At 46.6% G+C, this 15,124-nt stretch carries 15 protein-coding genes; 14 read left to right on the forward strand and 1 reads right to left on the reverse strand.

Going from position 1 to position 15,124, the window contains the following annotated elements; all coding sequences use genetic code 11:
- Positions 1 to 715 (forward strand): WG repeat-containing protein (locus tag DW657_RS18440; protein WP_233547075.1); only part of this gene is annotated, 715 nt, incomplete at its 5' end.
- 9 nt (positions 716 to 724) lie between these two features.
- Here DW657_RS18440 and DW657_RS14010 read toward each other — a convergent pair.
- Positions 725 to 1,378: a M23 family metallopeptidase gene (locus DW657_RS14010; protein ID WP_233547081.1), complete on the reverse strand. Its 654-nt coding sequence runs from the start codon at positions 1,376 to 1,378 to the stop codon at positions 725 to 727.
- Between the two features lie 217 nt (positions 1,379 to 1,595).
- On the opposite strand from DW657_RS14010, the gene DW657_RS14015 reads away from it, so the two are divergent.
- The 13 genes from DW657_RS14015 to DW657_RS14075 are packed head-to-tail and all read left to right on the forward strand — an operon-like array spanning position 1,596 to position 14,957.
- Positions 1,596 to 2,354: a DUF4099 domain-containing protein gene (locus tag DW657_RS14015; protein ID WP_118313097.1), complete on the forward strand. Its 759-nt coding sequence runs from the start codon at positions 1,596 to 1,598 to the stop codon at positions 2,352 to 2,354.
- A 26-nt stretch (positions 2,355 to 2,380) separates the two neighbouring features.
- Positions 2,381 to 2,605 carry a hypothetical protein gene (locus DW657_RS14020; RefSeq protein ID WP_058321220.1) on the forward strand — a complete coding sequence of 75 codons (225 nt, stop codon included), beginning with the start codon at positions 2,381 to 2,383 and terminating at the stop codon, positions 2,603 to 2,605.
- Positions 2,606 to 2,617: 12 nt separating this feature from the next.
- On the forward strand, positions 2,618 to 4,159 hold the full coding sequence (locus DW657_RS14025) for a hypothetical protein (protein WP_118313098.1): 1,542 nt from the start codon (positions 2,618 to 2,620) through the stop codon (positions 4,157 to 4,159).
- A 12-nt stretch (positions 4,160 to 4,171) separates the two neighbouring features.
- A complete protein-coding gene (locus DW657_RS14030; protein WP_118063731.1) occupies positions 4,172 to 5,329 on the forward strand; it encodes a toprim domain-containing protein in 1,158 nt (385 codons plus the stop codon).
- Between the two features lie 30 nt (positions 5,330 to 5,359).
- Positions 5,360 to 5,848, forward strand: a complete 489-nt coding sequence (locus tag DW657_RS14035; protein ID WP_118313099.1) for a PH domain-containing protein — start codon at positions 5,360 to 5,362, stop codon at positions 5,846 to 5,848.
- Positions 5,829 to 6,527, forward strand: coding sequence for a hypothetical protein (locus DW657_RS14040; protein ID WP_118313100.1), 699 nt, complete (start codon positions 5,829 to 5,831; stop codon positions 6,525 to 6,527). Before DW657_RS14035 ends, DW657_RS14040 begins: the two co-directional genes overlap by 20 nt.
- 20 nt (positions 6,528 to 6,547) lie before the next feature.
- Complete coding sequence (locus DW657_RS14045) at positions 6,548 to 7,222, forward strand: hypothetical protein (RefSeq protein WP_118313101.1); 675 nt, start codon at positions 6,548 to 6,550, stop codon at positions 7,220 to 7,222.
- A gap of 18 nt (positions 7,223 to 7,240) precedes the next feature.
- Entirely contained in the window at positions 7,241 to 7,900 is a 660-nt protein-coding gene (locus tag DW657_RS14050; RefSeq protein ID WP_118313102.1) for a hypothetical protein, read from the forward strand.
- Between the two features lie 20 nt (positions 7,901 to 7,920).
- Complete coding sequence (locus tag DW657_RS14055) at positions 7,921 to 8,748, forward strand: M23 family metallopeptidase (RefSeq protein ID WP_118313103.1); 828 nt, start codon at positions 7,921 to 7,923, stop codon at positions 8,746 to 8,748.
- Between the two features lie 11 nt (positions 8,749 to 8,759).
- Positions 8,760 to 9,059 (forward strand): hypothetical protein, encoded by a 300-nt coding sequence (locus tag DW657_RS14060; protein WP_074027658.1) that lies wholly within the window; start codon positions 8,760 to 8,762, stop codon positions 9,057 to 9,059.
- Positions 9,059 to 10,894: a hypothetical protein gene (locus DW657_RS14065; protein ID WP_118313104.1), complete on the forward strand. Its 1,836-nt coding sequence runs from the start codon at positions 9,059 to 9,061 to the stop codon at positions 10,892 to 10,894. The genes DW657_RS14060 and DW657_RS14065 overlap by 1 nt, the downstream gene beginning before the upstream one ends.
- Positions 10,895 to 10,918: 24 nt before the next feature.
- Positions 10,919 to 13,336 (forward strand): ArdC-like ssDNA-binding domain-containing protein, encoded by a 2,418-nt coding sequence (locus tag DW657_RS14070; protein ID WP_118313105.1) that lies wholly within the window; start codon positions 10,919 to 10,921, stop codon positions 13,334 to 13,336.
- A gap of 16 nt (positions 13,337 to 13,352) precedes the next feature.
- Complete coding sequence (locus tag DW657_RS14075; protein WP_118313106.1) at positions 13,353 to 14,957, forward strand: glucosaminidase domain-containing protein; 1,605 nt, start codon at positions 13,353 to 13,355, stop codon at positions 14,955 to 14,957.
- The last annotated feature ends 167 nt before the right edge of the window (positions 14,958 to 15,124 follow it).

A 15,124-nucleotide genomic window follows, 5' to 3' on the forward strand; every position in this document is an offset into this window, starting at 1 on the left:
TTCTGATGGCTTGGCTTCAGTAGATGACAACGGAATGATAAAATTCATCGACTCCAAAGGAAATGTCGTTATTGACTTGAATATTCCATACATCACTGGTGCAGAAGGGTATGTATTTCACAATGGGCATTGCGTAATACATAACAACAAACGTGACAAATTTGGTTTGATAGACAAAAAAGGAAATTGGATGTTGAAAGCTGAATATGATGCTATTTTGCCCAAGGATTCTTTCTTTGTCGTAAACAAAGGAGGTATGCAGAGTGTTCTTACAGAAAATCTGAAACAAATATTGCCTTTTATGGAAGCAGACCTCTGGATCTCTGGTAATAGCATTACTGCAACAATGAAAGACCACACTCTTCGCAAATATAATTTGCAAGGTGAATTGATTGATGATTTCTTGATTAGTAATGTTGACAGATTATTGTATGATACCGATGAAATACGATATACTACGGCAAAGAACTATGATGATGAGGGTAATTTAACAGGTGAAACGGCAGAAGCAGAACCAACACCTTATCAAAAGACTGCAAATTGCAAAAAATATGAAGCAGACATTGGTTGGTATGGGTTGATGTCACCAAGTGGAAAAGTCATTACTCCTCCAAGATATTGCGATATTACAGCCATTGGCTACGACTTGTATTTATGTAAAACTGATGATATTAGAGGTGAAGTTCTGAATGGTAAAGGTGTAAGAGTTAGGTAAACGACTCTCTCATTTACTCATTGATAAAGCTGACAACGCAAAAGACTTTTCAATAAGATTCAAAAGGATGGTAGGATTGAAACTCTCGCCATCCTTTTTGCATGTAAGGTGGAGATGACAGCCAGTACTGCGACCAGTATTACCAGTAACGCCAACAATGGTACCAGAGAAAACACGCTCACCTTTGCCAACTATAACGGAAGACAAATGGCAATAACTAACATGATAGTTGCCATGTTTCAACGTAACATAATTGCCAGAACGACTGTCATACCCTATCTTTTCAACAATACCCTCCATCATGGCATAGGCAGGTTCGTTCTTCGCACGAAGATCCAAACCATTGTGCCATGATTGTTTTCCTGTGATAGGGTCACGACGATAGCCGTAAGGACTGGTGACTTTGATTGATTTCAGTGGATAAGTGATGCTTGGATAGCCGCTTATCCACTGTTTTTGTTTGCTATCCACAGAGTCTGTTTCCTGTTGAAGTAGATTTGCTTGTATAGAATCTACAGGTTGATTGGCAGGAAGTAGAAACTTCTCCTCCACTTTCCTGACTTTGTAACGGCATACGTTATTGCTGACGGTGTTGAACTGCGCCTTTGCACTCGATACCGCCAGACAACCTATTACCCATAATACCACTATTTTCTTTCTCATGGTGCAAAGTTAGGGAAAGAAATCAAGAGTGATTGTCGATGCTATAAAAGTATAACATAAAATAAGATTAAAGTATGATTTAGAGTATGAAATGATGATATAATCATAATAAAACGGAAAAGATTGAGCAGAAGAACGTAGGATTTCTTGTATTCATTACTCTTGGGCTATCTTTGCATGGCTATATGCAAAGTATCATTCAAAATATAATCAGAATATGAAAAGAAACTCATTTGAAGAAAGCGAAGTGCCGTATCAGACACTTGCAAAGTTCGGTCTTACCCATGAGATGATAGAAGACCTTCCGATGCATGTCTTGGATGACATCAGCAATGGTCGTCCATCGCCAGTGTTGCCTGTGAGCATGGAAGTAAACGAGGGCTACAGTATCAAGAGCAGAACCCGATTTGCCTTGGTAAGAATGGCAGACGGAAATGTGGATGTGATGTTCTATCCTGTTTTGAAGTATGCCCCATTGGACAAATTCACCAAGGAGCAGCAGGAACTGTTGAAGCAGGGCAAGGCTGTGGTGACAGATGTGAATATGCCCGATGGCAATTCTATCAAGGCATTCGTACAGATTGACGGTGAGACCAACCAAGTGATGGCTGTGCCGACACCAGTGATTGGCAGAAACCTACAGGTACTATCTGACGAACTCAGTCTTGGAGGAACGGAACTAAAGAGCATCCAAAATGGCGAGGCACTGACATTTGCCGTAGAAGACGAACCTGTGACCGTAGGCATCGACCTAAAGAGCGATACTGGCATCCGCTTCGCCAACGGCGATGGTGAGCAGTGGCGCAAGGAAGGCAAGCGAGAGTGGGACAAATACACTTTCGGCATCTATGGTTGTTGGGTAATGGATGATGACGGCAATCTTGACTATGTTCCAGAGGAGGAATATACCGAAGAATTGTGGAATGAGCAGAAGAAAGCTGCCGGAAGACATGTATCGGCTGTCGCAAGAAAGTAAAGTAAAACTTCAAATTTAGGGAAGAAATGAGAAAAGGACCTTATTATACAGAAGACATTCTCGTGGAGAAGATGCAGAGCGGTGAATACGGTTGGCTTGATTATGTGAACCATTTCAGTGAGGAATGGCAGAACGAGTATGAGGAATACTGCAAGGAACACGCCCTGTGCATCGGCAACGAGAGTGCGGAACAGTTTGTGAAGTACAAGGATGAGCTGTTGGAGCAAGGAATGGAAACAGAGAACGCTTAATAAAATCATGCTATGGCGATAAGAAATAACTTGAATCCAAGACAGATGGACTTGCAGCCAGAGATGCGTGACATCTTGATGCGCAATGGTATGCAAGCCCATATCATAGCCAACGGTGATGGTTATCAGTTAGTGGTACAGGGACATGACTCCCCACTGCTGACCTATAACCTCACCGAGAAACAGATGTTGGCATTGACCGATTGGGGAACCAACTCTGCCAACAAGAAGGCGTACAATGTCTTTACCAGCATCATCAGCAAAGACTTCTATATGCCGAGAAACCTTGTCCATGCAAGAAATGCCAATGGAAGAGTGGCTATGGGACTGCATGGATATAGGATTGGTACTGGAGAATACGGACGGTTAGGATGGAGTCCAGAGTTTTTAGGTTGGACACCGAGAATGCAGGACGGCTATCATCTACGCAGAGTCGGAGGACAGATGTTCTATGCAGGAGCACCAATGGTAGCGGAAAAACCAGACAGAAGGCTGAAACCTGGTGAGTTAACCTCTGGAGGTTATGGCTTTTACTATAAAGGACAGCAACAAGTAGTACCACAAGCAGATGTATTACAAAACCTGCAAGCCGTGATGACACCTGTAGAAACACGTCCAAGAAGTCAAGAGCCAGCCAAACCCTACAAGGAACTGATAAGCTCACCTGTATATTTCTCCAACGATCAATGGCAGGAATGCCTGTCTTCACACGGTATCATCATCGATGAGAAGGCAAAGACACTCACCATCCAATCAGAAAGCACTAAAAGTGATATGGTGTATGACTTGACCGACGATGAATTGAAGGCATTGACCAACAATTCTGTCAAGCAAGTATCTGTAGCCAAACGACTGGATATATTGAATAATGTCATCAAGGGTGATTTCGCAGACAAGATAACGATGGACATGCTCAACAGCAAGGAGCGCATCCATATCGGTTTGCGTCCAGAGGTGCAGCAGGAGTTGGACGGCAAGATGCAGTTGCAATCTACCGTTGAGCCACTGCAAGTGCAGCAAGAACCTATGAACAATAAAGTAGGTATTGTGGATGGGCAGGACTTGGACGAGAGCAAGGGGTGGTTCCGTGAAGGCAAGCATGGCAGAGAAGTAACTGTTGGCGAGATACAAGTGGAGCCAGCGGAGCAAGAAGGCAAGTTCCGCATGACAGCCATCATCAACGGTGAGCGAGTAAGCCACGAGATAACGCAGAAGCAGTATGACAAGTTCATGGCAGTGGATGACTACCATCGCATGAAACTTTTTTCCAAGATATTCGGTGAGGTGGATATGAAAGATCGTACCAGTTTGGGAACCAAGATTGGAGCCGCACTGTTAGCAGGACTGGGTGTTGCAGCCGAAGTCGGCAGTGAACTTCATAGACCACATGGCGCACCTGTAGTGATAGTTGACCACCATCATGGTGCAGTCCCTGCACCACCTCGTCCCTACTTCAAACCAGGAGTAGATACACCGATGGATGTGGCGGCGAGAAACTTTGAGGCTGCCATGAACCAAGAGGTATTGCATCCGCACATGGGGAAAGGACTATAACGGAATACGCTTATGGCAAACAACGAACTGACATATAATGATTTCTTACAGCGTCTGAACATACAGGAGCTGCTGGTGGACGCAGGCTATCAGTTGAACAAACGAGATGGCTTGCGCTATCCGTCGTATGTAAAGGTGGACAGTCATGGACAGCGAGTGAGGGGTGACAAGTTTATTGTCACTGGCAATGGCAAGTGCTGTTTTCAGCCACCAGAGCAGAAGAACTACAACGTGATAGGTTTCATCAAGGAGCATCCGACGCTGTTTGACGACTATAAGCCAGGGATGTCATTGGACAGACTGGTGAATGTGGTATGCAACAGACTGTTGAATAATCCCATTGACGTGCGTGAAAGCAGAGTGGCAGAACCCAAGCGAGATGCCAAGCCCTTCAACCTGTCAGACTATGACATCTTGCGTTTCAACCCAAGGGAAAAGGACACTCAACGGAAACACTATCCTTATTTCAAGGAAAGAGGCATCAACATGGGAACCCAGTTCGCCTTCCACAAGCATTTCTTCTTGGCGACCAAGCGTCGAAATGATGGATTGAACTTTGCCAATCTCGCCTTTCCACTATCCTTGCCGTCCAAGCCGGACAGCATCGTTGGATTGGAAGAACGAGGCAGACCGAGACGAGAGGACGGCAAGGCATACAAGGGCAAGGCGGAAGGAAGCAACAGCAGTGAAGGATTGTGGATAGCCAACCTGACAGGTAAGCCATTGAAAGAAGCCACAAATATTCTATGGTTCGAGAGTGCCTACGATGCTATGGCAGAGTACCAAATCAATCCAGTGAAGAACGTGTATATCTCGACCGGAGGTACACCGACAAAGGGGCAAATAAAGGGAATGCTGGAAGAGACCCGACAAGCGAACCATTATTTGGGCTTTGACAAAGACGAGGCAGGACGTGGCTTTGTGAAGAACTTCAAAGCAATCGCCAAGGAAATGGGATTTGCAGACTTTACGGTGCAAGCCTTTCATCCTTTGGGACAATACAAAGACTGGAACGATGCCTTGCTTGGCAAACGAGACCAACGGTTGATAGACCAAGGAGAGATAGACTTCGACTATTTCGAGTTCGCCAAGGCGCAAGAGGCTGAGAGGCAACAAGAGCAAGCCAAACAGAAGGAAAAAGAGGAACAGACATCGGGCTTCCGCAGATAAAGCACGGTGTCATTATCAAAAAGGAGAACTATGCAGCAGACATATCGGTATAGAAACATCATCATCAAGCCCCATTGGATGCAGTTCATCATCAACGAGCTGCACTTGCTTGTGCTTATAAGTGTAGGTTTTGTATATGCAGGTATTGATGATGCCGTCCTCTCCACTTTGGTGTTTGTCCTCTCGCTCTTGCTTTCCCTATGTTTGGCATATCGAATGGTCTATCTATGCAGGATGCGGTACATCATCAGTAACGAACAATTAGTGTTTGAGCATGGCGTGTTTCATCGGGAAGTAGATTATCAGGAACTGTATCGTGTGGTGGATTTCAATGAGAGTCAGACATTCATGCAGCAACTATTCCGATTGAAAACCGTGAGCATATATTCTGGAGACAGAACGACACCAAGACTTGACATTATTGGAGTACCGATGAAGGAAGAACTGGTGACAACCATCAGAGAACGAGTAGAAACCAACAAATGCAGGAGGAGCATCTATGAAATTACAAATAGGTAAGATATGGTTAATAGCAATTATCGGCATAGCAACGGCATTGGAAGTCAAGGCACAATTGGTGTCATCCAATCCCTTGGAATGGATGGCACTGGCAGAAGGCAATGAACTTATCAACAGTGAGATTGAAAAGCAAATCAACGGACAGACCAAGACGGCGATGTTGCAGAATACAATGGCTGCTGAGTTTAACCAGATACACAAATGGGAGAAGAAGTACAACAGCTACTTGAAATCAGTGAACGGCTATGCCTCTTCTCTGAAAGCAGGTACCCATCTGTATGATGATGGCGTGAAGATTTTCATCACGCTTACCAAGTTGAAGGCAGCTATTGCCAATAATCCACAGGGCATTGTGGCAAGCATGAGTATGAATAACCTGTATATCGAGACGGCAACGGAATTGGTATCGGTTTTCAATCTATTGAACGATGCCGTGGCGAATGGTGGCACAGAGAATATGCTGACAGGAGCAGACCGCTCCAAGACCTTGTGGGCATTAAACGACAAACTATCTGCTTTCCAAAAGAAGCTCAACAAACTGTATCTGAGCATCCGCTACTATACAATGAGTGATGTGTGGAACAATGTCACGGCAGGGATGATAGACAGAAGTAATGGTGAGATTGCTACGCAAGCATTGGGGCGGTGGCGGAGAGCTGCCAAAGTCAGTACACCATAATAATATAAAAACATTTGAGTATGAGAACATGGATATTTTGCTTTGGCATAATGTTGCTTTCCGTCTGCAAGGTGCGAGCCCAGAACGACCCTGTGTTGGCAGGAATGATATACGCATATACAGACAAGGCTGAAAAAGAGTTGAAGAACCAGGAGAAGGTGATGCTGATGCAGACCACCGGGCATATATGGTTGAAAGAGGAAGTGGAAGGAACCACCAATCTGCAACGAGAATTCAACAACTACTTGGACTCGTTCCGCTCCATCGTGGTGTATGCTGCACAGGTATATGGCTTCTATCACGAGATAGACCGACTGGTGGATAACTTGGGAGGATTCACCAAACAACTGGATAAACATCCGAGCAATGCCCTTGCTGTGGCACTGTCAGCCAAGCGCAACAAGATCTATCGGGAGTTGATTATGGGCAGCGTGGAGATAGTAAATGACATCAGACTTGTATGCTTGTTAGGCAACAAGATGACCGAGAAAGAACGAGTGGAAATCGTTTTCGGCATCCGCCCCAAGCTGAAAGTAATGAACAAAAAGCTGCAACGGCTGACCAAGGCGGTGAAGTACACCTCGATGGCGGACATCTGGGCAGAGATAGAGGAAGGTAGCCACGACAAGGCTGACAAGAAAGCCATCGTGAAGGACTGTATGAACAGGTGGAAGCGAAACGGAAAGATCAAATAACAATAAAAAGATACGACTATGAGTATATGGGCAAAGATAGCAAAGTATGGCGGCAGTGCCTTGAAAGGTGCAGGTAGTGTCGCCAAGCAAGGACTGAAATCTGCAAGCAATACGGCTGTGCATCCCACCCAAGCACTAAAAGGCGCAGGAAGTGCGATGAAAACAGCCGCTGTGGGCAGCGCAGCAGGATATGTGGCATGGCAGAACCTTGTCAACGACAAGAGCATGGTGGAGATAGCCAGTGATGTGGTGGTAGGAAAAGACACCACGGAGAAAATATCCGAAGCTGTGGAAGACGTGAAAGGACTGAAGAACAAGGCTGGAGAAGCTGTGGATGCTATGAATGGTGCCATGGGCGACATCAACAGCAAGTGGAGCGGAATGAGCAACTTCTTCCGTGGCATCTTCGGAGGCAACGGACTGGAGATGTTCGGCAACTTCTTCAAGAACTTAGGGAAAGGAAATGTGTCGGGACTGAGCCTTGCAGGACTGGTAACAGCAGCGTTCCTCACTTTCGGACGTTTCGGATGGCTTGGCAAGATAGCAGGAGCCATGCTCGGCATGATGCTCATCGGCAACAATTCCAACATCAAGAACATCGTCAGTGGTGATGGCGGTCAAGGAAGAAATGTGAACGAAGCAGAAACGACCGCACGCAGTGGCGGCATGAAACGATAAAAACATAAAACGACAACAACATGAGATATACAGAAGAGATGATGCTGCAATCAAAAAGCGGCTTTTGCATGCCCTTTGAGGAGCGAGGCAAGGACGTGGAACTGACACTTGGATATGGAAAACAGAAGCATCCTGTAACTGGAGAGCCATTCTTCCACCACGGACTGGACTTTGAGGCAAACCACTATCTGCTGTCAGCCTTGGCAAGCGGAACGGTATCGGGCATTGGCAATGATGCGACACACGGCATCTACCAAGTGATACGCTACGGCAAATATGAAGTGACCTACGCCCACCTTGCCAACGTGTTCGTGAACTTCGGACAAACCGTGAAGGCAGGACATATCGTGGCATTGAGCGGTGACAGATTGCATTTCGAGGTGAAGTTTGACGGCAAGGAAATCAATCCGATTGATTTCCTGACCATGCTATATGGCAATGTGAAGGCAATGGAACAGACCGGTAAGACTGGTTTTCCTGAGTTTGAGACCTACGACATGAATATAGCCACACAGTATGACAAAGACCAGAAAGAGATAGAAGAATTGATGCTGCGCTTCATGCCATCGTATATGGAAGACCTGTATAAAGGTATGTATGTGACACCGCAACATGCAGAGCAGTCGCTAAGGAACATCTTTACTTTGTCCGCGGCGAAACACTATTTCTATGAAGCTATGCCATCCATCAGCAATCCGTTAGGCATCGGGCAGAGAGCCATGCCCTTGGCTTGCAAGGTGCAGAACCTGCTGATTGCGGACTTTTTGAACTATCTGGCATTGCGGCATGGCATCTATCTGTCCACATTGAGCGAAGTTCTAAAAAAAAACTCCATGACGAAGCCATAAGGACGAGTGGCATCATCGACCCGCTTGCTGAACTGGACATCGATGTGCAGAGCTTTGATATTCCAAGGTTGGTGAGCGTCTATCCCGACCGTGCAGGAGTGAGATGGTGGACAAAGGCGTGGTTCAATAACCGAGAGGAAGGAGAATGCTCCGTGGAGATAGAACTGCAGCAAGCCATCCTCTTCATCCATGACAGAATAGAGAAGGACTCTTGGCTGGAGGAATACTTTCCAAAGCAGATGGAAGTGTATCACCAAGCCATCGAGCAGACAAGAGAACAGATATTAGGTCAACTAAACGTAACGCTATAATGAGTACTATCAAGAACCCGACACGCTTTGCCGAACTGGAGTATTGCCTTCAAGGATATTTTGACGGCAAGCTGGCACCTGTGATGAAACAGGTGCGAGATGACTTGACTCACAAGCAACTGGAGGAAAGAGGCAGATACCAGAGCAGTTTGGCAGGAGTGCTTGCTTCTGCCAATCCGTATGCCGACAACACCGAGTTTGTTCTAAAGCAAACAGGCAAATGGAACAGCAAAACCACGGAGGACTATCTGGCGATGTGCAACCAGAAAATATGGAAGGACAAAAACATCGTGAAGGATTTGGCTCTTCTTGCTGGCGAGTGGCGCAATGCCGTGGTGAAGGAAATTGGACGAAGCAAATACGACGCTTTGTCGAAAGCCTGTGGCGAGGATTTGGCATACGCATACGTTGCACAAAGGATGGAAGACCTGATGATTGGGAAACTCGTCAAGGACAATACACCCAAATCAACGATGGAGTACATCTTGCGAAAGGCAGCACAAAACAGCATCTGGGGACTGCAAGAAGAACTGATGAAGTCACCATTGACGGCTGAGATAGAAGCTCGTGGCGAGAAAGCCTATAAGCCAAGCAAGACGGAGAAGTTTGCTGGAAGGGCTACCGCCTCGGTAGTGGATGCCGTGACTATGGGCGGTATCGGTAGTTGGAAGTCATTGGCAACCTTGGTGGGGAGCGACATGGCATTGGGCTATGTCCTCGATTCCAAGAAGGGAAACGGCGAACAGCGGAAAGAGCAAGCCATGGAATTGAGCATCAACAAGGGCGTATTCGGACAGAACGGCAATGTCTTCACTGGTTTTCGCTCACAAGCCAAGAAAGTGAATGCCACCGACAATGGCTATGTCAAGACGCTCAACAGCAAACTCCATAACAAGATACATATCCCACAAAAAGCATTTACACCTATGGCATGGACAGATAACAGTATTAAGTTTCCTTTCCAAAAAGAGCAAGAGAAACGGAACGATCCGAAATACAAGAATGTACCGCTGATAGTGGCACCCGGCAAGGAAGATGCCTATCTGGAAGAGAAAGCCAAGCACGACGCAGCCAAGGTTGCAGAGGCAGAGCGCATCATCCAGGAAAAGAAAGATGCAGAGGCGCAACAAACAGAAACTGATGAACAACAGCAAGCGCAATCAGAAGAAGAACAGCAAGAACAACCTGAAAATGATAACAGCAACGGTTGGGAAGGACTGTTGAAGAACTTCGGACTGGACGGTTTCAGCGACATAGGCAATAACCTCGGCTATGTGATAGCTATGTTGCCCGACATCCTTGTTGGACTGTTCACTGGCAAGACGCAATCATTAGGCTTGAAGGACAATATGATGCCGATAGCCGCCATCCTTGCAGGAATGTTCGTGAAGAATCCGCTATTGAAGATGACACTCATCGGTATGGGCGGTGCCAATCTGCTGAACAAGGCAGGACATGAAGCATTGGCAAACAAACAGGAAGGCAATGATGGAAATGCTGTATCATACGGTAATACAACAGCACAAGCAGTGCAATATAAGTCCTATCCAGACGAACCGTTGAATCCCCGAATAGCCAACCCTGTGCTACAAGGCAACTGTTTAGTGGCAACCATCGACCGAGTGCCATACACCATCCAACTGCCAGAGCATGTGGTTGGAGCATATCAAGCAGGAGCCTTACCACTCAACACCCTTGCCAATGCCGTGCTTGCCAAGAGTGACCAGATGAGACAGATGGCAGAACGCAACTATGGCGAGCAAGAAGTGAGAAATGTGAGAAACGAGGCGATGGAAAACGCAGAGCAGCGAGAAGTCATCCAACGTTCAAGATAAGATAAAACGTAAAACAATCATACAATGAAAGAGAAAAGTCCACAAGAGAAGAATGCGGCAGAGCGTCAAGTGTCACTGATTACCGAGGCCCTGTCGAAAGCAGCCGACAACAAGGGTGTCTGGCTGAATGAGCAAGGAAAGCAATATCCACGGTTTTACCCGAAGGGAGCGGCAGTGAGTCCGTTCAATGCCCTCGTGATGGGATTGAACTCCGACAAGAACGGATTTTCTACAAATCTTTACACGTTATTTAGTGAAGCCAAGAAGCGAGACGAGTCTGTGATGGCACATGAGAGAGGTGTGCCGTTCAACTGGTATGCGTGGAACAAGTATGTGAACCGACATAATCCGGAAGACATCATCAGCAGAAAGGACTACCAGGAATTGTCGGCAACCGATCAGACACAGTACAAGGGCATACATAATCGGGAAATACGAGTGCTGTTCAACATCGACCAGACCATGCTGCCACTGAAAGACAAGGAGAAATATGAAGATGTGGTGAAGGCGAATGTCGGTGCGAATGAAGACAAGGCATTGCGTAGCCAAGTAAATGACTTCATCCAGAAGATGAAGGAAAACCTGATGGCGGTGCGCAAAGACGGAAGCGGAGTGGCACACTATGACACAGAAAAAGATGCTGTGTATATGCCAAAGCAAGAAAACTTTGAGCATTATAGCGATTATGTGCAGGAAATGCTGCGCCAAGTGGTGAGTGCTACAGGACATCAACAGCGACTAGCAAGGGAGGGCATGGTGATGAAAAACGGCATTGCGCCATCGGAGGATGCCGTGAAGCAAGAGAAACTGATGGTGGAACTGGCTTCGGGCATCAAGATGATGGAAATGGGAATGCCAGCCAAGATTTCCAAGGAGAACATGGGACTGGTGGATTACTGGAACCGTGAACTGAAAGAAAATCCATGTCTGATAGATGCCATAGAGAGTGATGTGAACAATGCCTTGGACGTTATTCGCAAGGCAGAGCGTGGCGAGAAAATAGAATATTCATCCTTGAAGAACGAGCAGCAGACCACCGAGATGCAAGCGCAGATGCCCAAGCATTACTTTGTAGCTGATGAGATAGCCAAGCATCCTGACAGCGAACAGAAATTTGTGGTGATAGTAAGGGACAAAGAAAACAAGAGTGCCGATGTGGTGTTGCCCGCAGGAGCATCATTGGAAGTGAACAACGAGGTGTCGGGCATGAGCAAGCAGCGCATCGAACATGCCTTGCAGAAGGAAGGTTTTCTGTCTGTCAAGTTTTATAACCCAAATGGTGCATTGGGCTACCATCCTGATGACGGCTATTTTGCTGGAAAGGACATCACCGTTGCAAGACTGAAGAACTGGCAACTGGAAGACATATCCAAGATAGACGTGAGTGATGCCGTGAGCCAGAGCAAGCAGGTGGGCTTCGACCGCATACAGATGGTGCAGGATGACAACAAGCGTTGGGCGATGTATATCAAGCCCGAAGGACAGAAGGCTTTTTCCATCTATCCCGACAAGGCGGACTTAAACCGCTTCTTCACCACACTGAAACAGGCGCAGGACACGATGGACAGCCTGAGAGTGGAACTGGCACAGAAATACTATGCGATGGCAGAGACAAAGCCTGACCTGAAGGTGGACTTGTTTGGCAGTGGTCAGCACAACGAGGTGGACATGAACCGCATACAGAAAGTGAACGTGTTCAAGGCAAAGAACGATGTCACTCTGTGTGCAGTCACCATTGATGGCGCAGACAAGTTGCAGCCTCGTGTGGTATCGCCAAGCCAATGGCAACGAATGTGGATTGCCGAAGACAAGAACGAGTACAAAAAGCATCTTGCTGCTACCCTGTTTGCTGACATCCTGCAGAAAGGACAGACACAGGAGCAGACTGCATCTGAGAAGCAAGTTGAGGAAACCGAGGTGAAGCAAGAAACGCAAGTCTCCACCGATAAGCATGAGGAAGAGCATCGAGAATATCATGAGGAAGAGAACAAGCAAGCTTCCTCTGAGGAAAAGACAGATATTAGGGAAGAGAAGGATGCGACTGTTCAAAGAGATAATAACGCTACTGTGGAAAAGAAGGAAGAAATAAAAGGTAAGCAGAAGGAAGAGACCAAGGACTCTCCCATCATGAAGCAATGGAAGGAGTTGAAAGCTAAGCATCCAGATGCTTTGCTGCTGTTTCGTGTAGGTGATTTTTATGAGATGTATGAACAGGATGCCAAGCGAGGATCGGAAGTGTTGGGGATTACATTGACAAAGAGAAACACCCAAACTGGTCCCTACATGGCTGGCTTTCCACATCATGCCTTGGACACCTATCTACCCAAACTTATCCGAGCAGGAGAACGAGTAGCTATCTGTGACCAGTTGGAGGCACCCAAGCAGAAGCAAGAGGAGCAAAATACTGAGGAACAGCAGCGTTCTGGCGGTATGAAACGATAATAATGAGGATAAAGACATGAGCAAGAATCAGCAATATGCAGAAAGATATGCTGTCGAGGCGATGGAACAAATGAAGCGATATGGCATCCCTGCTTCCGTCACCTTGGCGCAAGGCATCTTAGAAAGCCGTAATGGACAGAGTGAACTGTCGCAGTTGGGCAACAACCACTTTGGCGTGAAGGCTTCGAAAAGTTGGTTGAAGAACGGTGGCGATTATCTTGTCTATACCGATGACAAACCGAATGAGAAGTTCTGCAAGTATGCCACGGTGGGTGACTCATACGAACACCATTCCAAGATATTGAAGAACAGCAGCCGCTACAGCCAATGTTTCAAACTCTCTCCCGACGACTACAAGGGATGGACAAAAGGTATTGAGCGAGGCGGTTATGCCACCAATGGAGGATATGCAGCCAGTTTGCAAAAGATTATCGAGATCAATGGATTACAGAAGTATGACCAACAAGTAATGCAAGAAATGAGGGCTGAGGGCAAGAAGTTCGGCGTAGAACAGAATGCAAGGACTTCAGCAACGGTATTGTCTTCGGTATCGACATCCAATAATGACGAAAAGAAGCAAACAGCATCTCAAACAACCAACGACAAATACTCATTCCCTGTGAAAAGGGACGAGTTCTTGTTTGTCACTTCTCCATTCGGTATGCGTCAAGACCCTATGGACAAAAGCAAACAGCAGATGCACAAGGGCATTGACATCAGAGCCAAGCATGATGATGTGTTGGCAACCGAGAATGGTGGCAAGGTGGTAGCTGTGAACCACAATGCCAATACTGGCGGTGGCAAGTCTGTGACAGTGGAATACGCAAGATCGGACGGAAGCAAGGTGCAGACCACATATATGCACTTGGACAGTATTGCCGTGAAGGTGGGTGACGAGGTGAAAGCTGGGCAAAAGTTAGGTGTGTCGGGAAATACCGGCACACGCACTACTGGCGAACACTTGCATTTCGGAGTGAAAAACATATCGGCAGACGGCAAGACAAGGGATGTGGATCCTGCATCATACTTGGCAGAGATAGCACAGAAAGGTAATCTGAAGCAACAAGCATTGTATAACGGCAATGACCTGTTGGCAAAATACAAGGGAAATAGTTCGGCAGTGGACACGAGTCTGTCACCTGACGATTGGATGAAGAAACTGCTTTCATCCGAGGACGCAAGCACAGGATTGTCAAGTGCAGACCCGATAATGGGATTGGTGACTACCATGTATAGCAGTCTGCTTGCCCTCGCTGTGCAAATAGACAGTAAAAGCGAGGAAGAGCAAAAAGCGCAAATCTCAGAAGCTGTAAGCAAAAGGCAGGTGGACTTGAAACCGTTGATGCCGACTATGAAGGAGTGCGTGTTGAGTGTTGGCGATAATGGAAAGGCTGTGTTGCAAGCGGACAATGGCACTACCAAAGTGACGAGAGAGCTGACCAATGCGGAGTTCTGTAGATTGTCGCAAGTGTTGGGTGATACCAACCTGAGCAATGATGCCAAGAAAATGCGCATCGCTGGAATGGTGAATACTATCGTGCTGACGCAACAGGCATCGCAAAACTATGAGCAAGTCCTGGAACAGCAAGAAGGTCAAAGTCAGACAATGCAAAGAAAGTAAGATACTTGGAAGTTCCACATCTTGGTCGATTGAAAACGAATAAAAAAGTATTTGAGCTATGATTAAATGTAACGTAAGTGTGTGCGGAACCGTTAGCAAGGCTGCTGTGGTTCGCAATGGAAAGGACGGAATGCCGTTTACCCTAAAATCCGCAACTATCATCCAAT

Source organism: Prevotella sp. AM23-5 (genome assembly GCF_003473645.1).
GTDB lineage: Bacteria > Bacteroidota > Bacteroidia > Bacteroidales > Bacteroidaceae > Prevotella > Prevotella copri_A.